General features: G+C 61.5%; 18 protein-coding genes, 2 tRNA genes, 3 rRNA genes and 2 pseudogenes. 14 read left to right on the top strand and 11 right to left on the bottom strand.

What is annotated here, in order from left to right:
* Positions 1–3: 3 nt before the first annotated feature.
* The 6 genes and pseudogenes from AU14_RS18360 to AU14_RS18335 form a co-directional block, all read right to left on the bottom strand.
* The gene (locus tag AU14_RS18360) at positions 4–633 is read right to left on the bottom strand and encodes a type III pantothenate kinase (protein WP_236744214.1); all 630 of its coding nucleotides are present in this window, start codon (positions 631–633) and stop codon (positions 4–6) included.
* Between the two features lie 100 nt (positions 634–733).
* A complete protein-coding gene (locus tag AU14_RS18355; protein ID WP_041343352.1) occupies positions 734–1699 on the bottom strand; it encodes a biotin--[acetyl-CoA-carboxylase] ligase in 966 nt (321 codons plus the stop codon).
* 134 nt (positions 1700–1833) lie between these two features.
* Positions 1834–2958, bottom strand: a pseudogene (gene mutL / locus AU14_RS18350) (DNA mismatch repair endonuclease MutL); the annotation flags it as partial.
* Positions 2959–2978: 20 nt separating this feature from the next.
* Positions 2979–4292: an N-acetylmuramoyl-L-alanine amidase gene (locus AU14_RS18345; protein ID WP_094191264.1), complete on the bottom strand. Its 1314-nt coding sequence runs from the start codon at positions 4290–4292 to the stop codon at positions 2979–2981.
* Between the two features lie 90 nt (positions 4293–4382).
* Positions 4383–4879, bottom strand: a pseudogene (gene tsaE / locus AU14_RS18340) (tRNA (adenosine(37)-N6)-threonylcarbamoyltransferase complex ATPase subunit type 1 TsaE).
* Positions 4876–5529 (bottom strand): NAD(P)H-hydrate dehydratase, encoded by a 654-nt coding sequence (locus tag AU14_RS18335; protein ID WP_407942864.1) that lies wholly within the window; start codon positions 5527–5529, stop codon positions 4876–4878. Before AU14_RS18335 ends, tsaE begins: the two are co-directional and overlap by 4 nt.
* Here AU14_RS18335 and AU14_RS18330 point away from each other — a divergent pair.
* The 6 genes from AU14_RS18330 to AU14_RS19565 all read left to right on the top strand — a co-directional run bounded on the left by AU14_RS18330 (position 5500) and on the right by AU14_RS19565 (position 10797).
* Positions 5500–6162: a hypothetical protein gene (locus AU14_RS18330; RefSeq protein WP_236744669.1), complete on the top strand. Its 663-nt coding sequence runs from the start codon at positions 5500–5502 to the stop codon at positions 6160–6162. The two genes, AU14_RS18335 and AU14_RS18330, sit on opposite strands and share 30 nt — an antisense overlap.
* A gap of 128 nt (positions 6163–6290) precedes the next feature.
* On the top strand, positions 6291–6707 hold the full coding sequence (locus AU14_RS19450) for a hypothetical protein (RefSeq protein ID WP_148312788.1): 417 nt from the start codon (positions 6291–6293) through the stop codon (positions 6705–6707).
* Positions 6683–7414, top strand: coding sequence for a hypothetical protein (locus AU14_RS18320; RefSeq protein WP_148312787.1), 732 nt, complete (start codon positions 6683–6685; stop codon positions 7412–7414). Before AU14_RS19450 ends, AU14_RS18320 begins: the two co-directional genes overlap by 25 nt.
* Complete coding sequence (locus AU14_RS18315; RefSeq protein WP_041343337.1) at positions 7404–9233, top strand: hypothetical protein; 1830 nt, start codon at positions 7404–7406, stop codon at positions 9231–9233. The genes AU14_RS18320 and AU14_RS18315 overlap by 11 nt, the downstream gene beginning before the upstream one ends.
* Before the next feature lie 113 nt (positions 9234–9346).
* Positions 9347–10639 carry a hypothetical protein gene (locus tag AU14_RS18310; RefSeq protein WP_041343334.1) on the top strand — a complete coding sequence of 431 codons (1293 nt, stop codon included), beginning with the start codon at positions 9347–9349 and terminating at the stop codon, positions 10637–10639.
* Positions 10636–10797 (top strand): hypothetical protein, encoded by a 162-nt coding sequence (locus AU14_RS19565; protein WP_158498340.1) that lies wholly within the window; start codon positions 10636–10638, stop codon positions 10795–10797. Before AU14_RS18310 ends, AU14_RS19565 begins: the two co-directional genes overlap by 4 nt.
* Positions 10798–10799: 2 nt before the next feature.
* On the opposite strand, the gene rrf is transcribed toward AU14_RS19565, so the two are convergent.
* From rrf to AU14_RS18285, 5 genes are all read right to left on the bottom strand, one after another.
* Positions 10800–10914 (bottom strand): 5S ribosomal RNA (gene rrf / locus AU14_RS18305).
* An 83-nt stretch (positions 10915–10997) separates the two neighbouring features.
* Positions 10998–13890: ribosomal RNA gene (locus AU14_RS18300) — 23S ribosomal RNA — on the bottom strand.
* A 319-nt stretch (positions 13891–14209) separates the two neighbouring features.
* Positions 14210–14285, bottom strand: a tRNA-Ala gene (locus AU14_RS18295).
* A 45-nt stretch (positions 14286–14330) separates the two neighbouring features.
* Positions 14331–14407: transfer RNA gene (locus AU14_RS18290), tRNA-Ile, on the bottom strand.
* A gap of 89 nt (positions 14408–14496) precedes the next feature.
* Positions 14497–16036: ribosomal RNA gene (locus AU14_RS18285) — 16S ribosomal RNA — on the bottom strand.
* The 16S, 23S and 5S rRNA genes sit together here with 2 tRNA genes alongside, the layout of an rRNA operon.
* A gap of 371 nt (positions 16037–16407) precedes the next feature.
* Here AU14_RS18285 and AU14_RS18280 point away from each other — a divergent pair.
* Genes AU14_RS18280 through AU14_RS18245 form a run of 8 tightly spaced genes read left to right on the top strand, consistent with a single transcriptional unit; the run spans position 16408 to position 23971 of the window.
* Positions 16408–17052 (top strand): ATP-binding protein, encoded by a 645-nt coding sequence (locus tag AU14_RS18280; protein ID WP_094191262.1) that lies wholly within the window; start codon positions 16408–16410, stop codon positions 17050–17052.
* A 15-nt stretch (positions 17053–17067) separates the two neighbouring features.
* Positions 17068–17427: a response regulator gene (locus tag AU14_RS18275; protein WP_094191261.1), complete on the top strand. Its 360-nt coding sequence runs from the start codon at positions 17068–17070 to the stop codon at positions 17425–17427.
* The gene (locus AU14_RS18270; protein WP_052472126.1) at positions 17420–18838 is read left to right on the top strand and encodes a poly-gamma-glutamate biosynthesis protein PgsC/CapC; all 1419 of its coding nucleotides are present in this window, start codon (positions 17420–17422) and stop codon (positions 18836–18838) included. Before AU14_RS18275 ends, AU14_RS18270 begins: the two co-directional genes overlap by 8 nt.
* A gap of 23 nt (positions 18839–18861) precedes the next feature.
* The gene (locus AU14_RS18265) at positions 18862–20658 is read left to right on the top strand and encodes a hypothetical protein (protein ID WP_041343327.1); all 1797 of its coding nucleotides are present in this window, start codon (positions 18862–18864) and stop codon (positions 20656–20658) included.
* A complete protein-coding gene (locus AU14_RS18260) occupies positions 20655–21545 on the top strand; it encodes a hypothetical protein (RefSeq protein WP_041343324.1) in 891 nt (296 codons plus the stop codon). Before AU14_RS18265 ends, AU14_RS18260 begins: the two co-directional genes overlap by 4 nt.
* Complete coding sequence (locus AU14_RS18255; RefSeq protein ID WP_041343321.1) at positions 21491–22702, top strand: hypothetical protein; 1212 nt, start codon at positions 21491–21493, stop codon at positions 22700–22702. Before AU14_RS18260 ends, AU14_RS18255 begins: the two co-directional genes overlap by 55 nt.
* Positions 22603–23082, top strand: coding sequence for a hypothetical protein (locus AU14_RS18250; RefSeq protein WP_041343318.1), 480 nt, complete (start codon positions 22603–22605; stop codon positions 23080–23082). Before AU14_RS18255 ends, AU14_RS18250 begins: the two co-directional genes overlap by 100 nt.
* On the top strand, positions 23072–23971 hold the full coding sequence (locus tag AU14_RS18245) for a hypothetical protein (protein WP_041343316.1): 900 nt from the start codon (positions 23072–23074) through the stop codon (positions 23969–23971). Before AU14_RS18250 ends, AU14_RS18245 begins: the two co-directional genes overlap by 11 nt.
* Positions 23972–24090 lie beyond the last annotated feature (119 nt).

Genomic DNA, 24090 nt, shown 5'->3' with positions numbered 1-24090 from the left:
ACTTCATTGCGCATGATCCTCCGAATCAATCAGCGCTAATCCGTCCAATACCAGCTGCGGCCGTATCTCAGCCGACAATCCCAACCCCATAAGTCGATCAGCGTCACCACCGGTGACCAGAATCCGCTCCAGGCCAAATTTTCGGACATCGGCGTGCACACGCTCCACCATCGCTGCCGACAACCAGGCCAGGCCGTGGTTCACACACTCACCGGTGGAATGCCCGGGACTGGTCTCCAGCACCTGGTCCGGATCGAAACCGATCCGGGCGGCGTCATTCTTCAGGCTCCGGAGCATCATCTGCAAACCCGGCAGGATAAAGCCACCAAGGTGTCGGCCCGAGCTATCAACATAATCCACCGTCACAGCACTACCGGCATCCACGACAGCCACGCCCTGGCGATAGAGGGCCCAGGCACCATACATGGCATGCCAGCGGTCGGCGCCCATTTTCGGATAATTGCTATAGGCGTTTACAAGGTCACCACGCTCCCGCTCGGACCAATAAAACCGAACCGGTGCTTCTGTTTGGCGCTCCAGGAAAGCCTGCAAGGCCAGGCGCTTGTCTTCCGCAGCCACGGTAGAAACCGCGACTGCTGTAATCTCGGCCGAGTTTGCCTCCAACCCGGGCATGGGATTGGCATCGTCCAGCTACCCACTCCCTGGGCGACAATCTGCCCGCCCCGATCCAGTCGCCACTTCAATCTCGAATTGCCGGCATCAACCAACAACCTCATTGGACAACCCTTAAACTGATTTCGCCTGCCCTCACTGGCACAACTCCTTGCTCTGTGCGCAGGAGGTAATTACCAGCCTCATCGATACCTTCGCCAGTACCGTGAAGTTCGCCATTGCGCGCCTCCAGCGGCATACCCGCAAAGATATCCCGGCGCTGCCAAGGCGCGTGGAAATCGGGAAAGCCATTTTCAGAGAACTGATGGGCCGCATCGAGTACGGCGGTGATGATGTTGCCGGCAATGGCATTCCTCGACCAGTCAATGCCCGGACTGGCATTTCCAAGACTGCTCCAGGGTTGATCCACTTCCTCAGCTTCAGCCATGTGCACATTGATGCCAATACCGGCAATCACCTGAACCACCCCCTCCTGCAACTCCCCCTGCAACTCGATCAGGATGCCGCCCAACTTACCACTGGGAAGGAAGATGTCGTTGGGCCACTTCAGACCAATATCCGAAGCCCCCAGGGTTTCCAGGGCGTTGGCCACAGCCACCCCCAGCACCAGGCTCAAGCCGTCCAGCACAGAGAAACCGCCATGAAAAGTCAGCCCAATACTGAGGTACAGATTCTGACCGCGCGGACTACTCCAGACCCGGCCACGACGACCTCGACCAGCGGTCTGGCAATCTGCAATGGCCACCGGCACACCGGAAACGCCGTCGGCCACTTGCCGCAAAACCTCAGCGTTGGTGGAATCGACTTCATCCAGTACCACCAATGACAGTGCTGAGCGATAGCCGTTATCAACATCGGCCAGGATGGCATCGCGATCGAGCAGGTCTACCGAGGACAGCAACTGGTAACCCCGACCACGAATGGTCTCAATCTTTACCCCTTCGTCCATCGCCCGCCGGACTTGCTTCCAAACTGCGGTCCTGCTGACGCCGAGCTGAGCGGCCAGGAATTCGCCAGAGTGGACGTCGCCATCGCTCAGCAAGTTGATCAGGGCTTTGGATTTCATTAGACAGTATCCAGCTTGAAGAATGGGTAACGCCGGATTAAACACCAGGCGAACAAAAAAGACAAAGTTGGCCGGCATTTTTTGCGGCCAACGGCACTTCGAGGACTTTCGTTCAGGCAATAAAAAACCCCAGCCCCTGCGGGCTGGCCCGACCACGCCGGCGCCGAGGGATCAGGATGGCCAGCCGCCCCTGGCACTCCCTGGGCATTCTCGCGGCCAAAGGATTGGGCCACGGCCCCGCGCAGGTGATCGTCCGGACGGACGTCCGCCAAGGCTTTGTGCAAGGTACGGAAGATAAAATCATGCACCAGCCGGCCATCGCGGAAACGGACTTCGTGCTTGGTGGGGTGGACGTTCACGTCCACCGTCGCCGGATCCACTTCCAGATACAGCACGAAGGCCGGGTGACGGTTGTTGTACAGCACATCCCGGTAGGCCTGGCGCACGGCGTGGGCCACCAGCCGATCCCGGATAACCCGGCCATTGACGAAGAAGTACTGCAGGTCTGCCTGACTGCGGGAAAACGTTGGCAGCGCCACCCAGCCCCACAACCTCAGGCCCGTCGCTTCGGCATCGATGAGCACGGCGTTGTCGATGAACTGCTGCCCACAGAGGGCGCCGATACGGCGTTCCTTGTCGAGCGGCGATTCGGCCGGGCGGAGGCTCTGCACCACGCGCTGATTGTGGCGCAGGGTGAAGCCGGCATCGAAACGGCTCAATGCCTGACGACGGACACACTCTTCAACATGATTGAATTCGGTTTTTTCCGTGCGCAGGAATTTCCGGCGGGCCGGGGTATTGAAGAACAGGTCACGCACTTCCACGGTGGTGCCCACCGGGTGCGCCGCGGGTGAAATGCGGGCGTCCATGTCGCGCCCTTCCACCTCAACCCGGGACGCAGCCTCTTGAGCAGCAGTGCGCGAAGTCAGGGTAAGGCGGGAAACGGAACTGATACTGGCCAGGGCTTCACCCCTGAAACCGAGGGAGGCCACGGCTTCCAGATCATCCAGGCTGACAATCTTGCTGGTGGCATGGCGACTGAGCGCCAGCGGCAAATCCTGCTCTGCGATACCACTGCCGTCATCCCGGACCCGAATCAGTTTAACGCCACCCTGCTCTATCTCCACATCGACCCGGTCAGCACCGGCGTCAAGGGCGTTTTCAACCAGTTCTTTTACGACAGACGCGGGGCGCTCCACCACCTCGCCAGCAGCGATCTGGTTCGCGAGCCGCGGCGAGAGCAATTGAATGGGGGGCATGTTTCGGGGAAACCTCTTGATCAGGATGCAGGAATTCGAATGGTCTGCCCTACCATAACACGGTCATCCCGCAAGCCGTTAAACTGCATCAGTTCGCTGACAGTGGTCTGGTTTCTCCGAGCCACGCCCGACAGCGTATCCCCGCGCTGGATCCGGTAATGACTGACGGAACTGCCACCCTGACGCTGCTGCTTCTCCCACGCCAGCAGAGTGCCCGGCGGTGGTGTCTTGCGGAAATAATCGTCTATTCCTTTCATGATCGCACTGGCCAGCCGGTTCCGGTACCACTCGGTGGCAAGGTTCTTCTCTTCCGTGGGATTGGAGATAAAACCGGCCTCAACCAGAATCGACGGAATATCCGGAGATTTCAGTACCACGAAGGCAGCCTGCTCAACCCCGGATTTGTGCAGCTTGGCCACGCTGCCGAGCTTGCCCAGCACCGAACTGCCTACACCCAGACTGGCATTAATACTGGCGGTCATGGACAGATCCAGCAGCACCCCAGCGAGCATGTCATCCCGCCCATCCAGCGACACACCGCCGGTCAGATCCGACCGGTTTTCGCTTTGCGCCAGCCAGCGAGCGGTCTCACTGGTAGCTCCGCGCTGGGACAGCGCAAAAACCGAGGCGCCTTTGGGTTGCGGCGTACGGAAGGCATCGGCATGCATCGACACGAACAGATCAGCGTTGTATTTCCGCGCCAGCAAGGTTCGGTTACGCAAGCCGATGTAGTAATCACCGGTCCGGGTCAGCTTGGCGGTATAGCCCGGCTTGTCGTTGATCAGTTTGGCGAGGTTTTTCGCCATTTTCAGCACCACGTCTTTCTCACGGGTGCCTCTGGGCCCGATGGCACCAGGATCCTCACCGCCGTGACCGGCATCGATCACCACGATCACATCCCGCTTGCCACCGGATTCCTGGGTCACCGTTGCCTTGCTGGCCTTCTCCAGGCGGCTGCCATCCTCGTCGATCAGATCGATCACCAGACGGTGGCCATACTGATCGTTGGGCTCGAGCTGGAAGCTTCGGGGTTTGATCTTGCTCTTGAGGTCAAGCACCACCCGCAGGTCACTGCCATTGCGGGGTGCGCTGCGAATACGACGAATCGGGCTCCCGGAGAGGTCCAGCTTGTCGAATTCCGCTTTCAGGGCGGTATTCTTCAAATCAACGACCAGGCGCGACGGGTTCTCCAGTGAAAAGATGTTGTGTGCGACCTGGCCTTCGGTATCCAGCACCAGACGCGTGTGGTCCGGCGCCGGCCACACACGCACGCCCTCTACCCGGGTAGCGGCGTGGGTGGTCAGGGACAGAAACAGCAGCAACACTGCCGCCATGCCTGTCCATACACTCGTTGTTGACCTTACCTTGCTCATACTGCTGTCCTGCTTAACAAACGACACGGCCGGTGACCCAGGCCGAAAACATCAATGACCGGGCCCGATCAGTTCCAATTGGTTCAACAGCGATGCACCCCGCTCCGAACCCGCACGCAGCACGACCGAACGGCCATCATGCTCGCGCTCGAGGTGTATCTCGACATCCGGCTCCGGCAACAGCCCCTTGCCACGCTCGGGCCACTCAATCAAACACAGATACTGGCCGGAGAAGTAATCCCGGATGCCCATGTATTCCAACTCGTCCGGGTCGCCGACCCGATAAAGATCAAAGTGATACGCCGGCGGCTGCAAATCTTCATAGGGCTCCACCAGGGTATAGGTTGGACTCTTCACCGCGCCTGATGCCCGAGCCCGCGCATGACCCCGCGACTCAAGGTGGTCTTGCCCATGCCCAGATCACCGTCCAAAAAGACGATCAAGCCTTCACCGGAGGCGACGACGCAGCGCGCCAGCTCCTGGCCCAGCTGCTCGGTCTCTGATTCGCCATCCAGGAACAGGCGGCGCTCATTTCCAAAAATACTCATGGCTCCTCCCGACCCTGTGAGCTGAGGGCTTCCGACTGGCGCAATACCTTGGGCAAGGCATCGATCACGTCTGTTGGAATTAACCCCATAAAACCTTTTTCCTCTGACGCCAGGTTGGCCGCAGCCAAGTGCACCGACGCCGCTAATGCAGCCGCCCGCCGGGCGTTATCCAACTGGCCGTATAGCGCACCGATAATGCCGGCCAACACATCTCCCATGCCACCGGTTGCCATGCCCGGGTTACTGCCGCTGACAATATCAACAGTTTCCCGATCAGACGCAATCACCGTACCTGCACCCTTGAGCAAAACCGTGCCACCGTACACCGACTGAAGCGTGCGCGCTGCCGCCATCCGATCAGCCTCCACCTCCGGAACCAGGCAACCCAGCAAGCGGGCCGCCTCGCCCGGATGCGGCGTCAGAACCTGGTTTTCGGCCGGAAGCGCCACCCGCGTTGACAGCAGGTTCAGGGCATCGGCATCGAGCACTCGGGGTTTGCTACTTTCGACAACCTGCTCCAGCATCTGCTGGGCCCAGGCGCCCTGCCCCATACCTGGCCCACACACCACCACCGAAGCCGCCTCCAGCAGGGGCGGCAGTTCGGAACCATGAATAAGGCCATGCACCATAACCGACGGGCACCGCGCCAGCGCAGCGGTTACATGCTCCGGCCGCGTGGCGAGCGTTACCAGCCCGGCACCGGAGCCCTGGACCAGGTGCTCAAGACCGACGACTTTGCCCGGAATCCCGGGCTGGTGGCCCGAAGCAACGCCCTGGCGGCGCAGCATCCGGATGACGCCGGCATTCAGCAGCGCCTGGCGCTGATCAATGCCGACCACTACTGGGAGCGCGAGGAGCTGGTCATCGACAGCGCCGGTATTCGCCAGTTCGATGCCAGTGGTTGGCCGCCGGCGTTGCCCTATCTGCGCCAGCGCCAGCGACTGCTCAGCCAGCAGCCTGCGCCCTCGGAGCTTGCCCTGAGCGGGCCTGAGCCGGTCGTGGTCGAGATCAACCAGGGCGAGCGGCGGCGCTATCGTCTGGACCTGCGGCTCGACAAGGTAGGCTTTCAGCGGGTGACGCCGGTGGCGGTGGATGTTCGGATTGATGGCCAGTGGTACGCGCGCCAGACCCTGAGTGAAGCCGCGCCCAGTGGTCGGGTGCAGATGCAACTTCCGGCCGGCGCGAGCCAGCTTGAACTGCAGTTGGTGGCACCGACCAGCCGGCACTGGTCTATGCCCAGCTGTCGGCGCGTGCGGCGGCCAACGGCCCCTGGCAACCGGTAGAGCGGCCCGAGCGCCGGGCCTACCAAACCAGTCTGCCGGGCCAGCCCCTGGTCATTTACCTCGACCAACCGTCCTGGCTGCGTCTGGAAGTCTACGACGGCCAGCAGCGGGTCCAGCGCTACCGGTACGTGGCGTCCGCCGGCAATCTGGTGTTGCGCCAACGCGATCTGGGTGGGCCCTATGTCCGGGTCTATGCCCTGCGGCACCAGCCCGGCAAGCTGACGGCCCCACCGCCGGTATCGACCCCGGTGCTGTCACCCTGGCCGGAGCCGGTCCAGAAGGCGGACGTGGCGCGCCCGGAGGCGTTGATGTCGGACGCCCTGGCCATGCCCACCCGTGACGACGGGACCCAGGCGCTTACGCCGAGCTGGCGCAGCGCCGGAATTTTGATGGTGGCGCCGACGCCCAGACCGAGCGCTATCTGGAACTGGGCTGGCGGTATCAGCAGCAACCGCTGTTTTCACGCTGGACCTGGCAGTCCGATCTGTTCCTGCGTGAACACAGTGGCGACGAGAGTCTGGTGGTGGGGAGTCAGCAATGGCTGACCTTGCGACCGGACAACCGGCACTGGCGCCTGAACCTGTTTGCCGGCGGTTACTGGCAGCCACGAGAGGGCGCAGGCAGCCTGTACGGACAGGCCCAGTTGCACGCCAACACCCCGCTGGCCTACCACTGGAGTCTGGACAGTGAGCTGACCGGGTTCGGCCGCTGGCTGTCGGTGAGTTCGAACCCACGGCGCCAAGCCTACGATGACGATGTGTTTACCGAGTATAAAGCCGACCATCGCCATGGCCTGGAGTGGCAGGAGGCCCTGAACTACCAGCCCTGGCAGGACAGCCGCTGGCGCGCGGGCGTGGGCGTTAGGACCAACGAGGATTTCAGCCCGGACCGGTTCGGCGTGTCACTGCGCTGGGACGAATTCTGGCACCGGGACACCCGCACCTATGTGGGGCTGGAGCAGCGCTGGTTGATGGCCGATGATGATCGCGCGGGCGCCGGCACTCAGCAGCTGCTGAGTGCCGGCGTCGACTGGCGACTCTGGGAACGCAAGGGCCGGCGCTGGTCCCTGGGGTTCGACCTGAGCATGGATCTGAACCAGTCCCAGCCGGCCCTGGCGCTGTCCCTCGGGTTCGACAATCCGGGGGCCAAGCGCCTTGAGGACTTCCGGGCCGAGCGCTTCCCGTTTTTCCCACTGCAGGAAATCAATGCGGCCCGGGCCGTGGACACGAATGAGCTGAACTATGTCGAATAACTCCAATCTGGCGGACATGACGCTCCGGGAACACATGCTGCTGGGGCTGGCCGGCGAATGGCGCCGGGTTTACGACCACCTGGCGCGGCAGCTTGAGCGGGAATTCCAGGGCTGGCAGCAGGCGGGTAACCGGCCAGAGACGCTGGCGGTGTCCCAGTGGCGGGTGCAGCAAGTGGCCAGTTTTCTGGAATATCGGGTCAGCCAGACCCTGAACAGTCTCGGTGAGTTGCACGCCGGGTACCAGGCTTTTGTCGCCCGCTACCAGGGCGCCAGCAGTGAGTTGGAACGGCGCCAGCACAGCCTGGACTATGCCGCGGAACTGGGCCAGAGCCGGCGAGGCCTGCGCGCCGATCGTCGGGCCTGGACCGCTGGCTGGACGCCTCGGCTGCGGGACCGGTATCGGCGCAAGGTAAGTGAGCAGGAGCGACTGCTGACCTTCTGCGTCCACCGGCTGAACGCCAACATCTGCTTTTTCATCGGGCAGTTCACCCAGGCCCGGGAACGGTCCGCAAGTCTCGAGGCCATCAGCAACAACGCGCTGATGGAACGCTTGCTCACCAGCAAGCTGGATCACCGGGCCACCCTGGCGGGGCTGTCGCTGATGTCCGGTTTGCTGGAGGTCAGTGACGGCAAGTTCGGCCGATACATTGAGCCGCAGTTGCTGCAGTACTGCTACCGGCTGTGCAACGATCCGGGCCAGCCGGTGTGGCTGCAGGTCCAGGCGCTGGATGTCATTACCTGGCTCGATAGCAGTGCGGCCCTGGACATCGTTCAGGAACGTTTCAACCGGGGTGAGACCGGCGACCAGATCTTCTTCCGGGCGCGCGCTCTGAAGGTACTGACGACCGTTCAGGCCCAGGCTGACGCCCAGGACCTGTTCCGTCAGGCCTGCACCGACACCAGCGAGCACGTGCGCCAGAGTCTGGTGCGGTTGCTGCCGGTTCTGGAGCGGGCGCTGGGCCAGCAGCTCATCGATCTGCTGCTCGAGCAGGAGCAATGCGACCGGGTCCGGGCCCGTGTGCTGCAGGTGCTGCCGGTGTTGGTCGAGTCGGATCTGTGCCCGCCGGCGCAGGCGCTGGCCCGGGTGACCGCTGAATTGACTCCCGACGGCCCCGGGCTGGTCGCGCGCGCGGCCTTTGAGGTCCTGGTGGCACTGGGGCAGGCGGGCGCCTTGTCCGGCGCGCAGCTGACCGAAGTCGCCGGTGTGCTGACCCGGCTGAACCTGCAGCATCAAGACACCGCCATACGCCGGGCCGCGGCCCAGGCTCGGGAACGGCTGTGGGCCAGCCAGCATACTTTGGCCCAATGGCCCAAGTTCCAGTTGCTTGAGAGTCTGGACTGGCAACAGCGGTCTCGGCTGCGGCTCCAGCACAACGCCAGCGATGAGGAACTGGGGCGCTTTTTCGCCAGCCAGGCGGGCGACAGCTTCGGCTATGACGTCCGGCGCCGGGGCGCTCGGCTGAGTCTGACCAGCGGGTCCCGCTACCAGTTCCGGACCTGGCGCTTCCTCCATGAGTTTCGAACCAGCGCCAGCGACAAGCGGCAGAACTACAATCACACCAAGGGGCGGGTGTTCCACGGCCATCTGCAGGCACCGGCCTGGCACCTGGCTGAACTCAGCCAGACCACCGTGCCCGGGGAGGCGGTGCACATGGCCGAGGACGGCGACTGGCGCCCCTACTTGCCGCTGGTGGACCAGGTGCTCTCGGCTCTGGACCAGGGCTGGCCGACCCGGCCCGTGGACATCTACACCCCGGAGGGCATTACCCGCATCCACCGCCGCGGGGACTGTTCGCCCGGCTGCGGGCTCGCAGCCTGATCACCCTGCGGTTTGCCCGTCTCAGCCGACTGCGCAACTGGCGCTCGTCCAGCGCCCAGGCGCCGGAGCGCTATCTGGCGGAACTGGAGAAGCTGGGGTTCCGGTTCGAGTTGTTGGGCCATCGGGATCCGGCCGGCGAGCGCTACCAGACCGACCCCCGGGTCCGGCGGTTTTTCCCGGGCTTGGCCAGCATTGCGCCCGTGCCGGTGCTGTGGTCGGATTTCAAAACCTACTTTTACTCGGTCTACGAAAACAACCTACAGCATCTGGTGATCTTTCTCGGTGCCGCCGCGGCGGTGTTCTTCGGCCGGCACGTCTACATCGGCCGCCAGATGAAAAAGGCCCGGGCCACGCTGCCGCTGGTCGTCGGCGGTTGGGGCACTCGGGGTAAGTCCGGGACCGAACGCCTGAAAGCGGCGGTATTCAACGCCGAAGGTTTGGGCGTGGTATCGAAAACCACCGGTTGCGAGGCCATGTTCCTCTACAGCCCGGCGCACGGCAATTTGCGGGAGATGTTCCTGTTCCGGCCGTACGATAAGGCCTCGATCTGGGAACAGGTGGATCTGGTCCGACTGGCCTCGCGCTTCCGGGCCGATGTCTTCCTGTGGGAATGCATGGGGCTGACGCCTCGCTACGTCCAGATCCTCCAGGAACAGTGGATGCGGGATGACCTGGCCACCATCACCAACTGCTACCCGGATCACGAGGATATTCAGGGGCCGTCGGGCATCGAGATTCCCCGGGTCATGCGCAAGTTCGTGCCCAAACGCAGCAAGCTGATCACCACCGAGCACAACATGTTCCCGTTCCTCCGCGCTGCGGCGCAGGACAAGGGCAGTGCCATCATCAAGGTGAGTGACCTGGACGCCGAGCTGCTGCCGGCCGATGTGCTGGCGCGTTTTCCCTACGAGGAGCACCCCTCCAACATCGCCCTGGTGCTGAGGATGGCCGAAGAACTGGGCCTGGAGCCGGATTACGCCTTGAAGGAAATGGCAGACCGGGTGGTGCCGGATCTGGGCGTGCTCAAGATCTATCCGCGCGTCACCGTGGACGGCCGCCACCTGACCTTCATCAACGGCATGTCGGCGAACGAACGCCACGCCGCCCTGGCGAACTGGCGCCGCCTGCGGTTTGACCAGTACCACCCGGCCGACAAGCCGGACGCCTGGGTGGTCACGGTGATCAACAACCGCGCCGACCGGGTACCCCGATCCCAGGTGTTCGCCCGCATGCTGGTGGACGACCTGAGCGCCGACCGCCACTTCCTGATCGGGACCAACCTGGACGGGCTGAAAGCTACATCGACCAGGCCTGGGCCGACCGGCTCGGGAACGAGAATTTTGCCCAACAGAGTGGCCCGGCGCTGGCCGAGCGACTGGCCGAGTACGCCCACCAATTGCGGGTGAGCACCAGCGAGTCGATGCTGGCCGGACGTATCCGCGCCATGCTGTCAGGGCTGGGGCTTGAACCCGGCTCCGACGCCCCCGATGGCACCGACATCGACGCTCTGGAGCGATACTGCGATGAGGCCGGCCTGGCGCCAGAGCTGGCCCGGGGGTATTAAGAGTCTGACGATGACCTACTCTCACATGGGCAATGCCACACTACCATCGGCGCAGGCCTGTTTCACTTCTGAGTTCGGGATGGGATCAGGTGGTTCCAAGCCGCTATGGTCGTCAGACAAAACGGTTGATCACTGGGGGGACGAGAAAGAGTTTGTGATAGTGATTTCGTTGCGTTATCCGCAATTGTCTTGGGTGTTATATAGTCAAGCCGCACGAGCAATTAGTATCGGTTAGCTCAACGCCTCGCAGCGCTTACACACCCGACCTATCAACGTCCTGGTCTTGAACGGCTCTTTAGGGACCTCGAAGGTCCAGGGAGATCTCATCTTGGAAGGGGCTTCCCGCTTAGATGCTTTCAGCGGTTATCCTATCCGAACATAGCTACCGGGCAATGCGTCTGGCGACACAACCCGAACACCAGCGGTTCGTCCACTCCGGTCCTCTCGTACTAGGAGCAGCTTTCCTCAAATCTCCAACGTCCACGGCAGATAGGGACCGAACTGTCTCACGACGTTCTAAACCCAGCTCGCGTACCACTTTAAATGGCGAACAGCCATACCCTTGGGACCGGCTTCAGCCCCAGGATGTGATGAGCCGACATCGAGGTGCCAAACACCGCCGTCGATGTGAACTCTTGGGCGGTATCAGCCTGTTATCCCCGGAGTACCTTTTATCCGTTGAGCGATGGCCCTTCCATACAGAACCACCGGATCACTATGACCTACTTTCGTACCTGCTCGACGTGTCTGTCTCGCAGTTAAGCGGGCTTGTGCCATTACACTAACCGCATGATGTCCGACCATGCTTAGCCCACCTTTGTGCTCCTCCGTTACGCTTTGGGAGGAGACCGCCCCAGTCAAACTACCCACCACACAGTGTCCTCAACCCCGATAAGGGGTCCAAGTTAGAACCTCAAACATGTCAGGCTGGTATTTCAAGGTTGGCTCCATGAGAACTGGCGTTCCCACTTCAAAGCTCCCAGCTATCCTACACAAACATGCTCAAAGTTCACTGTGAAGCTATAGTAAAGGTTCACGGGGTCTTTCCGTCTAGCCGCGGATACACCGCATCTTCACGGCGATTTCAATTTCACTGAGTCTCGGGTAGAGACAGCGCCCCCATCGTTACGCCATTCGTGCAGGTCGGAACTTACCCGACAAGGAATTTCGCTACCTTAGGACCGTTATAGTTACGGCCGCCGTTTACCGGGGCTTCGATCAAGAGCTTCGCACGAATGCTAACCCCATCAATTAACCTTCCGGCACCGGGCAGGCGTCACACCGTATACGTCCACTTTCGTGTTTGCACAGTGCTGTGTTTTTAATAAACAGTCGCAGGGGCCTGGTATCTTCGACTGGCATCAGCTCCACCCGCGAGGGGTATCACCTACTACCAGCGTGCCTTCTCCCGAAGTTACGGCACCATTTTGCCTAGTTCCTTTACCCGAGTTCTCTCAAGCGCCTTGGTATTCTCTACCTGACCACCTGTGTCGGTTTGGGGTACGGTCTCGAATAGCCTGAAGCTTAGAAGATTTTCCTGGAAGCATGGCATCAATGACTTCCCGCTCTAAAAGAGCAGTCGTCGTCGCGTCTCAGAATTGTGGACCCGGATTTGCCTAAGTCCACTCCCTACACGCTTAAACCGGGACAACCGTCGCCCGGCTCACCTAGCCTTCTCCGTCTCTCCATCGCAGCTATCCAAGGTACGGAAATATTAATCCGTTTCCCATCGACTACACCTTTCGGTCTCGCCTTAGGGGCCGACTCACCCTGCGCCGATTAGCGTTGCGCAGGAACCCTTGGTCTTCCGGCGTGCGGGTTTTTCACCCGCATTGTCGTTACTCATGTCAGCATTCGCACTTCTGATACCTCCAGCAAGCTTCTCAACTCACCTTCGCAGGCTTACAGAACGCTCCCCTACCCCGCATACAAAGTATGCAGCCGCAGCTTCGGTGACCAGTTTGAGCCCCGTTACATCTTCCGCGCAGGCCGACTCGACTAGTGAGCTATTACGCTTTCTTTAAAGGATGGCTGCTTCTAAGCCAACCTCCTAGCTGTCTGAGCCTTCCCACATCGTTTCCCACTTAACTGGTACTTGGGGACCTTAGCTGGCGGTCTGGGTTGTTTCCCTCTTCACGATGGACGTTAGCACCCACCGTGTGTCTCCCGGATAGTACTCACAGGTATTCGGAGTTTGCATCGGGTTGGTAAGTCGGGATGACCCCCTAGCCGAAACAGTGCTCTACCCCCTGTGGTATTCGTCCGAGGCGCTACCTAAATAGCTTTCGGGGAGAACCAGCTATCTCCGGGCTTGATTAGCCTTTCACTCCGATCCACAAGTCATCCCCTGGCTTTTCAACGACAGTGGGTTCGGTCCTCCAGTTGATGTTACTCAACCTTCAACCTGCTCATGGATAGATCGCCCGGTTTCGGGTCTATGCCCAGCGACTAAATCGCCCTATTCAGACTCGGTTTCCCTACGGCTCCCCTAAACGGTTAACCTCGCCACTGAACATAAGTCGCTGACCCATTATACAAAAGGTACGCCGTCACGGAACAAGTCCGCTCCGACTGCTTGTACGCATACGGTTTCAGGATCTATTTCACTCCCCTCACAGGGGTTCTTTTCGCCTTTCCCTCACGGTACTGGTTCACTATCGGTCAGTCAGGAGTATTTAGCCTTGGAGGATGGTCCCCCCATATTCAGACAGGATACCACGTGTCCCGTCCTACTCGATTTCACTAAACTCAGGTTTCGGATACGGGGCTATCACCCACTATGGCGGCACTTTCCAGAGCCTTCTCCTACCAGTTGTTTAGCTTAAGGGCTAATCCCCGTTCGCTCGCCGCTACTTAGGGAATCTCGGTTGATTTCTTTTCCTCGGGGTACTTAGATGTTTCAGTTCCCCCGGTTCGCCCCTTACACCTATGTATTCAGTGCAAGGTACCCGACCGAAATCGGGTGGGTTTCCCCATTCAGAAATGTCCGGATCACAGCTCGTTTGCCAGCTCCCCGAACCTTATCGCAGGCTTCCACGTCTTTCATCGCCTCTGACTGCCAAGCATCCACCGTATGCGCTTAGTTGCTTGACTATATAACCCCAAGACAACTGTGACCGAAGCAACGCTCGTTACCAGGCAAGCCTGATAAAAAGGTTAGTTCGAGACAGTTCCTTGAAGCGATATAACAACCACTTCAACGACAACACCGGATAACGCTTGAAATCGCTATCACTTGAATACGTCCTCTCGGAGATAATGAGAGAATCGTACTCGTGTTCTTTCTCGTCCAATTTGTTAAAGAGCAAATCTGACCCAGTGATCAGAAAGAAGAACTTCGCTTAACAACCGATGTCATTAAACCGAAATGCTTGTTTCTGTACACTGCTAACCGAAGTTAGTCAGTAAATATTGGTGGAGCTAGGCAGGATCGAACTGCCGACCTCCTGCGTGCAAGGCAGGCGCTCTCCCAGCTGAGCTATAGCCCCATTTAAGCTACCTCAAATTGTTCAACTCCAGGAGTTGAGCAATTTTGGTGGGTCTGGGTGGACTTGAACCACCGACCTCACCCTTATCAGGGGTGCGCTCTAACCACCTGAGCTACAGACCCAATGGTACGGGCCTGATAGACCCATCTGCTCTCTTTATTAATCAACCAAGTAATTCGTGTGGACTCTGACCGAAGCATTCGGCTTCGTTTAAGGAGGTGATCCAGCCGCAGGTTCCCCTACGGCTACCTTGTTACGACTTCACCCCAGTCATGAACCACACCGTGGTGATCGTCCTCCCGAAGGTTAGACTAACCACTTCTGGTGCAATCCACTCCCATGGTGTGACGGGCGGTGTGTACAAGGCCCGGGAACGTATTCACCGTGACATTCTGATTCACGATTACTAGCGATTCCGACTTCACGGAGTCGAGTTGCAGACTCCGATCCGGACTACGATGCGTTTTGTGAGATTAGCTCCCCCTCGCGGGTTTGCAGCCCTCTGTGCGCACCATTGTAGCACGTGTGTAGCCCTGGCCGTAAGGGCCATGATGACCTGACGTCATCCCCACCTTCCTCCGGTTTGTCACCGGCAGTCTCCCTAGAGTTCTCAGCCGAACTGCTAGCAACTAGGGATAGGGGTTGCGCTCGTTACGGGACTTAACCCAACATCTCACGACACGAGCTGACGACGGCCATGCAGCACCTGTGTCAGAGTTCCCGAAGGCACCAATCCATCTCTGGAAAGTTCTCTGCATGTCAAGGCCAGGTAAGGTTCTTCGCGTTGCGTCGAATTAAACCACATGCTCCACCGCTTGTGCGGGCCCCCGTCAATTCATTTGAGTTTTAACCTTGCGGCCGTACTCCCCAGGCGGTCAACTTAGTGCGTTAGCTGCGCCACTAAGACTTCAAGAGTCCCAACGGCTAGTTGACATCGTTTACGGCGTGGACTACCAGGGTATCTAATCCTGTTTGCTCCCCACGCTTTCGCACCTCAGTGTCAGTATTGGTCCAGGTAGCCGCCTTCGCCACTGGTGTTCCTTCCTATATCTACGCATTTCACCGCTACACAGGAAATTCCACTACCCTCTACCATACTCTAGCCTGACAGTTCGAAATGCCGTTCCCAGGTTAAGCCCGGGGCTTTCACATCTCGCTTATCAAACCACCTACGCGCGCTTTACGCCCAGTAATTCCGATTAACGCTTGCACCCTCCGTATTACCGCGGCTGCTGGCACGGAGTTAGCCGGTGCTTCTTCTGTGAGTAACGTCAAGGCTAGCCCGTATTAAGGACTAACTTTTCCTCCTCACTGAAAGTGCTTTACAACCCGAAAGCCTTCTTCACACACGCGGCATGGCTGGATCAGGGTTTCCCCCATTGTCCAATATTCCCCACTGCTGCCTCCCGTAGGAGTTCGGGCCGTGTCTCAGTCCCGATGTGGCTGATCATCCTCTCAGACCAGCTACGGATCGTCGCCTTGGTGAGCCATTACCTCACCAACTAGCTAATCCGACATAGGCACATCCAATAGCGCAAGGTCCGAAGATCCCCTGCTTTCTCCCGAAGGACGTATGCGGTATTAATCCGGGTTTCCCCGGGCTATCCCCCACTACTGGGCAGTTTCCTATGCATTACTCACCCGTCCGCCGCTCGTCAGCGGGTAGCAAGCTACCCCTGTTACCGCTCGACTTGCATGTGTTAAGCCTGCCGCCAGCGTTCAATCTGAGCCATGATCAAACTCTTCAGTTTAAATCATACAAGAATCCGAAGATTCTCTATTCTTGCTCAAGACAAAACTCAATTTCGACGAGTCACTGTCCTGATATTTCGTATCCGAAATACCTCGGCCAGCGCCCACACGAATTACTTGGTCAATTTTTTAAAGAGCGTTTGAGCTGTTGCTCAATCAAGGTGGCGTATTCTACATCGTGTCGCCGCCTTGTCAACCGTTTATTTTCAATGTTTTCCGTCTCCGGAAAGCGCCGAAAATCAACCGGCTTACTGCTTGTTTCGAGAGGGCGCATTCTACAGCGATTCACCTCTCTGTCAACCGCTTTCTGAAGAATTTTGAAACTCAATTTCTTCAACCGGAGCTGACGCCCCTGGCCTCCGGCCAGCGGGTGCTGTCGGCCCTGCGCGGCACGGTCGAAGGCATTGAAAAGGCCCTGACCCAGGTGGAAGAGCAGATGGAAGACCGGCGGGAGGCCCTGAGGCTGGCGTCCACCACCCCGGTCAACCTGGTCCGGCTGGTGGAGGATGCGCTGTTGCGCAACCAGTCGCCGTTGAACGAAAAACGCATCGACCTGGCCTCGGACTGGCCCTACGCGCCGTCCCTGGTCTGGGCCGACGCCGAGGTTCTGTCCCGGGTCCTGGACCGGGTGCTGGTGCTACTCTTAAAGGATGCAACGCCGGACGGGCGATTGTTCATCACCCTGAGCGAGCATCTGGAGCCGCGCCAACAGGCGCGCCTGGTCCTGAGCAACGAAGGCTATGGGTTGCCCCAGCAGACCCTCGACCGGATCTGGAACCAATCCGTCGCCGATCTGGTGGACAGCGATGATCCGCTGGAAGAGACCATGGGTATGTTAAAGTCCCTCGAAAGTTGGGGCGGACGAGCGCAGGTCAGTACACGGGTTGGCAAAGGCTTTCGCCTGGAGATGGACTTCTCGACCTTGGGTTTCAGGGATGAGCACATTCTCTCCGAACGGGGTCATGACCCTGTAGGAAACCAGATGCAGAGTGGTCATGACAACGACAACAGCTGACAAGACACCGGACCTATCCTCATCGTCGAGGATGACTCGCTGATTCTCGAATTGATCGAGGAATTGCTCGCCAGTACCGGCCGGTCGGTACTGGCGGCCAGCAATGGCGTGGAAGCGCGGGCTCAGGTCGAGCGGCATCCGGAGCTGGCGGCGGTCGTCACCGACCTGGCCATGCCCGAGATGGACGGCACTAAACTTATCGAGTGGCTGGCGCGGGAGCGCCCAGACCTGCCGGTGCTGGTGGTTACCGGCACCAGTGCCCAGCAGAGTGGCGGGGTGCTCGACCGTTACAAGCTCCTGGGCGTGATCCGCAAACCCCTGACCGACGACAAAATCGACCAACTTCTGGAGACCCTGGACTCTCTGGATGCTTGAAAGCCTGTTCCCCCTCACGCTGTTCCCAACTGGCGGGCTGTCCAGTTCGGTCATCACCACCGTCTGGGTGGGGGTGTGCGTGGTGGTGTTCCTCAACCTGCGGTTTGGCACCACCCTGTCGGGGCTGGTGGTCCCGGGCTACGTCATCCCGCTGCTGATCGTACGCCCGATCAGTGGCTATGTGGTGTTGTTCGAGGGGGTGGTTACCTACTTGCTGGCCCGCCTGCTGGCGGAACAGCTGCCCAAGGCCCTGGGCTACGCCGAGCTGTTTGGTCGTGACCGCTTCTTCGCCCTGATCCTGCTGAGCATTCTGGTGCGCCTGGTGTTCGACGGCGCGGCCTTCCCCTGGCTGGAGGGCGTGCTGGCGGAGCAGGGGATCGACTACAGCGTGCGCAACAACCTGCACAGCTTCGGGCTCATCGTGGTGGCCCTGATCGCCAACCAGTTCTGGAACGGCGGGCTGCGGTTTGGCGCCGTCTCCCTGGCGCTCTACCTGGGCCTCACCTACGTGCTGGTGCGCTTCGTGCTCATGGAGTTCACCAACTTCAACATCAACACCCTGAGCTACATGTACGAGGACCTGGCCAGTTCCATCCTCGCCAGTCCCAAGGCCTACATCATCCTGCTGGTGTCGGCGTTCCTGGCGTCGCGGATGAACATTCGCTACGGCTGGGAATACAACGGCATTCTGGTGCCCTCCCTGCTGGCCCTGCAGTGGTATCAGCCGTTCAAGCTGCTCGCCACCTTCGTGGAAACGTTCGTCATCTTCTTCCTGGCCCGAATGCTGTTGACGGTGCCTTTGCTGCGGCACCGCAACATCGAAGGCGCCCGGCTGTTGCTGCTGTTCTTCACCATCAGCTTTGGCTACAAGATGATCCTGGGCTTCGCCCTCATTGAGTGGCTGCCCCAGGCCAAGATCACCGACTATTACGGCTTTGGCTATCTGCTGGCCACCCTGATTGCGCTCAAGATGCACCAGAAGGAAATGCCCGCGCTGGTAACCCGGGCGTCATTGCAAACCTCGGCGGTGGCGGTGGTGGTTGCCAGCATCATTGGCTTCGGCCTGACCCTGATTCCCGAGCGGGATTTCGCCCAGGTGCCGGTCGACGAACGGGTCCGGGTTGAGCGGGTGACCAGCGCCCAGCCCCTGGACTATCTGCATCGGCGGTACGCGGATCTGTACGAATCGGAAAACCAGGCGCTGTTCCAGGCGCCCACGCCGGTGGAGCTGGATCGCATCGAAGCCGGCTTTGCCTGGCTCCGGCAATTCAGCGAACGCGGCGATGCCGAAGCCCTGGCCCGGGGCAACGCCTTGCTGGCCGCCAACGGCATGCAATTGGCGCTGGTGAACGAGCAGATCCTGGCGGTATTCGACGCCAAGCCCGAACGGGGCTGGGGCGCTACTTTCTGAACCTGGCGCCGGACATCCCGCTGATGGTGCAGGTGCCTGCCCCCCTGGACGAGAGTGCAGCGGCCGAGGCCGGGCTCTGGATGTTTGTCCAGGATCGTCCCAGGGCGCTGGCCATGGCCGGATCCCGGCGGTTCGCCAGTGCCGACGGTGCCGGCGATGCGCTGTTGAATCCGGCCACGGTGTTTCAGGCCTTCCACCGCACCTTTGCCGACGACAACGTGCTGCAGTTGCGCAACTACATCCAGGCCAACCTCCGGCCCCTGTTGGGGCTGCGGACCGAGGGGTTGAGCCTGGAGGCCCGGGTGCAGCAGTCCATGCTCTGGATCAAGCAGAGTCTGCCCGAGGGCCTGAACCTCCGGGGCATTAAAGAGCGCACCGAGCAGCTGCAGGTGAACTGGCGGCCGTCGCCGCTCAACAACCGGCAGCGGGATGCGGTGGCGGGCGGTTTTGCCGAGCTGTTCATCGGCGCCGGGGACCTGAGGCGCTGGATCGCCTACAGCGATCACTACCGGCTGCAGACCCAGCTGCAGAACGAACGCATCGATGGCTACCTGCAGCGCTGGCTGAGCGACAACAAAACCCTCATTGCCCGGGCGGGAACCAACGCTTTCCAGGCGCCGGATCTGGGTACCCTGGCGTTTTTTGACCAGCTGGTGCTCAAGCCCCTGTTCGAGCTGATTCACAGCGACCTGCGCCAGGGGTGGGAGCCCCGCTTCGAGCCCCAGCTGGTGCGGCTGTCGGTGCTGGCCCAGAGCCAGGGCTACCGCATTTCCCGGTACCAGCACATTGAAACCCAGGCCAACTACCTGATTCTGGAGCCCGACCCCGGGCTGGATAACCCGGCGCGCTACTGGGGCGTCTACGTCTTTCGGGTCGGGCAGGCGGCGCCCCTGATGGTCCAGGTGCCCCGGCCTCTTTACGAACTCAACACCTTCGAATTTGGCGCCACCTTTTTCGAGGAAAGCGGCGCCCGGACGCTGATGATTGCCGGAACCCACCCCTACGCCAACGCCGACGGCCGGGCCGACGTGGCCCACCCGGCCAATCAGCAGAATCTGTTCAACCTGGTGCACCAGGTCTGGCAGCGGGAATCCGGCTCGGCGCCGATGGAAACCGTTCAGATGCGGGGCCTGGGGGATTCGTGGACCCTGGCGAACAGCGCCGCCGATGTCGTGGTGTCGTCCTACTACGGCCTGGACAACCAGCCGCGCCGGGCCTTGATCGAATCGACCCTGGGCCAGTTCGGGCTGACCGTCGCCCGGGTCCAGGGTGACCTGTCGACCCTGGGCTATGAGACACCGCTCAATGCCCAGAGCCTGTACCTGCGGCTGGCCGACAACAAGGATTTAACCAGTCTCTGGCTGACCCCGGACACCCGCCGGCTGTTCCGTTCCGGGGAGAACGACCGCCAGCAGGAAAGCCAGTTCAAGGCGTTGGGGCTGCCCAGCGAGCTTGCCTCCCTGCCTGGCTACATCCGGCGCCAGGGCCTGGCCAATCTGGCGCCAGGGCAGGCGCAGGAGCTGATGGCAACCTTGGCGGACTATCGGCGCAGCGGCAACATCAGCTTTTTGCGTACCCTGGTGAGCGAGCATCGGAGCCTGGCTTTCCGTCATCTAGTGGACCTGAACAGCCAGCAGGCTTTCGTGCTGGTCCAGAACGCCGCCAGCCAGGTGGTTGCGGTCGCGAATCTGCAACCGAGCAACGAGGAGCGAGCGCTGATCAATGGCGACCGGGTCGGCGCCGCTGAGCTGGCGGACGCCGTGCGCCAATTCAGCAGCAGGCGCCAGGCCTTCCTGATTGGCCGGGGAGCAGAACCATGAGGCTGCTTGGCCGACTGTGCCTGCTGGCGCTGGTGGTTTTCCTGGTGTGGCCGCTAGCCCAGCGTTATGTCCTGGCGCCGGTGACCGGCCTGTTCTGGGCCACAAGCCCGCAACGGGCGAACCTGCCGGAGGAGGCGGAGCAGAGCACTGTCTTCTGGCTCGAGTCCGCAGACTGGCTGCGCTTCTCGCTGGCCGAGAACACCCCGACCCTGCGCATTCTGTCGCACCTGCAGATGCAGCCCGAGCAGGATGCGGAGGAAGCGCTGGTGCGTTACGCCCTGGATTACCGGGTGCTGGCCAGGGATGGCGAGGTGCTGACGTCCGGGCGCTACCATTACAAGGCGGTGACCCTGCCGCCCCGGCCGCTGGCGGATGGCCGTGAGTTCCCGGCGCGCTTCTACGACGACCCCACCCTGGTGGCCAGCGCCGCGGAAAACCTGTTCGTTGACCTGTCGGCGCTGACGGGGGCGGTCACTCTGGAGCTGCGTGCGGCGTATCTGCCCGAGCCCCGGAACCGGGTCGGCGTGCAGGTCACCGGCCGCGAAACCCGCTCCCGGGAGGAAGTCGGACGACTCTGGCCCCGACTGAAGCCGGAGACTCGCGACCGCCTGCTCAGGCCGCACGTCTATCCGCCGCATCTGGTCAGTTCGTTCGAAATCGAGAACGCCCTGCAGTTGCGTTGGGTTCCCCTGGGGCCGGAAGGGGTCGCCGGTGATGATTTTGCCAGCGATTACCTGTACACCCTGTCGGTGCCACCGGCGCCGCCGGCCGAGGCGGAGCAGGCGCTGCCGCCCGGCTCTACGCCGATCCGAACAAGTGGGTCACCCTGCCCGTGGACTATGACGGTAGCTACCGGCTGGAGATTCAGTCCGCCGACCCGCTGGTGACCGACCTCAACGTGAGTCTGGCGCACCAGCGCAACCAGGATCTGGAGACCCGGCAACAGCTGCTGACCGGTACCGCGCCCTCGTTGACCTGGACCGGCGACCTGGAACCGGGGCTGCTGCAGTTGATCCCCAGTGCGCCGGTGACGGTGCGGCTGTTTGACGTCAGTACCGGCGCCGATGTGACACCGGACAAACGCTACCTCCAGGCGCACCCGGTGGCCGCCGACCAACCGGTTCGATTTGCGCTCGATCCGGACAGCGCCGAACCCCAGCCCGTGCGCCTGGATGTTCGGACCTTCAGTCACCCGCAGCGGGCCGGCTCCGGTCCGGACCCGCGCGTGCGCCTCGAGATCCGGGCTGCCGACGGCACGGTGTTGCAAAACTTCGAACAGTCGATCACGCCGGCCCCCAGCTTTTACCAGCGTTTCAGCCAGGACGCGTCGGACAGCGGGGTATCGGAAGGCCAGAGCCTGTTCCTGGAAGCCAGCCGGGGGGCGGCCGAGGTCGCGGTGATCAGCAACACCCCGGTGCTGGTGACCGGGTATACCAGACTGGCCAGTCTACCCCTGGTTCGGGCGTTGCCTGAGTCGCGCCGGCCGTGGCAGAGCTACGGCGATCGGGTGCCGAGCTGGTTCCTGATGAACCCTGTGGCGACCGCAGCCAGTGGCCAGGGTCCGGTTTCCCTGCAGTGGTTCTTCCAGCCGATCGAGCGCAACGAGGCCCTGTTCAGCGGTCAGTACGACTGGCAGGGCCTGGACATCCAGGGCGCCAGCCTGCAACGGGACGTGCTGTTCCCGCACCAGCTTAGCGGCCCCCTGCGGGACACGGCGGTCGGCAGTGTGTTTCGCGCTTTGCCCGGGGGTGCGGTCTCGTTGGAGCTGGTGCCGCCGAGCCCCGGTCTCCCGTTCCGGCCCGAGCTGATCTATCAGCGCACCGTGGCGCAGCGACCACGGTTACGGTCCTCAAGGACGGGGCCGTCTGGCTCAGGCGAGGCATCGCCGGGCGTACCGGCCGGTTTTCATTGCCGGTGGTGGCGCCAGGCCAGTACCGGATTGAGGTGCAGGGGGACGGTCAGTGGTTTCTTAATCACAACCGGCCGCCGGTCGGCGCCGGCTATCTGCAGCGCTCCGTCTACAGTCTGGACGGCGCGGGCCTGACCTTCGAGCTGGACAAGACCGAGGCCCGGGAAGTGGTGAACTTTGACGTGGTGGCGCCGCCCGGGATGGACCGGTTTGCGGTCGAGGTGGCGGTTGCTGCGGACCGGCGGGCGACGGGGTTGCTGACCGATTACAGTGTGCTCAAGCGCCGGTTCGAGTTGGAGGTGCAGGAGCGGACCACGCTGGTGCTGGGCACCCAGTCCAAGCCCGCGGCCGCGCCCATGAGTGTCGCCTTGCCCCTGGGCGAGGATATGCCGCCAGGGCGTTACCGGATCTCGGTGCGAGCCGATCGGGCCGGGGGCCTGGTGTCCGCGTACACGGTTCGGGAAGGACAACGACAGACATACCGTTTCTTCAGGAGATCCTTGGATGGCTACTAAGTTCGCATCGAAAGCCTGTTGTGTGCTGCTGGGGCTGCTGGCCGCCTGCCCCGCCCTGGCGATGGAGCCTGGCGACCTGCGGGACGCCCTGCAGCGCAAGTCGGACCGGTACCTGGTGCTGGACGCCGAGGTCCTGCTTGATCTTGAGGCGCAGTTTCGCACCCTGTTGAGCCGGGACGACGATCGGGACCTGGATTCGGTGCGCCATCAGCTGGAGCAGGCGGGTTTCGGCTGGCATCAGCTAGATGATGGTGTGCTGCTGCTGACCGACGCCGACGAACGCGGGCTGGGACACTATCTATTCCGGCTGACGTCCGACTCGCCGCTGATGGTGCAGGCCCCGCATCAGTTTTTCGACCGGCACTCGGGCGAGTTGGCGCTGAATCTGTTTCTGGCCGGCCGTGGCTCGGTGCTGGCACTGAACAGTGCCCATCGGCGCACGCCCATCCGGCATCGCAGTGGCAAGGCCGATCTGGCCCACCTGGAGGGCACGGTGTTCGATGCCCTGACTCGCGCCTTCAGTCAGACTCGCCCGGACGCCGCGGTGGTCCAGTTGCATGGCTTTGCCGCCGGCAAACGGAAATCGCCGGAAGGGCGCCGGGCCGACCTGATTGTCAGCAGCGGTCAGCGCTGGCTGCAGCCCCAGGCCGCCGAGTTCGCCGCCTGTTTTGCCGAATTCGGCCGCTGGCAGGTGCTGCGCTACCCGGTGGATGTCGGGGAGCTGGGCGGTACCACCAACGTTCAGGGCGCGTTGCTCCGGCGCCTGGGCAACAACCGGTTTGTGCATCTGGAGCTGTCGCGGCCGTTGCGGGACCGGCTGCGGGTGGATCGTGCCGAGTTTGATCGCTTCAGTGGCTGCGTTCAGGCCCTGGCGGGCGGTCGCCCATGATGCCTCGGTGGCTGCCGGCGCTGCTGGGCTGCCTGCTGGTGCTGCCAGCCAAGGTCGGACTGGCGGTGGATAACGAACTGGTTGGACCCGACCAGCGCGCGCCCTGGTCTGGCAGATTG

The sequence above is a fragment of the Marinobacter similis genome, assembly GCF_000830985.1.
GTDB classification, from domain to species: Bacteria; Pseudomonadota; Gammaproteobacteria; order Pseudomonadales; family Oleiphilaceae; genus Marinobacter; species Marinobacter similis.
The sequence above is the reverse complement of the archived record's forward strand: the minus strand, read 5'-3'. Positions and strand labels throughout refer to the sequence as shown.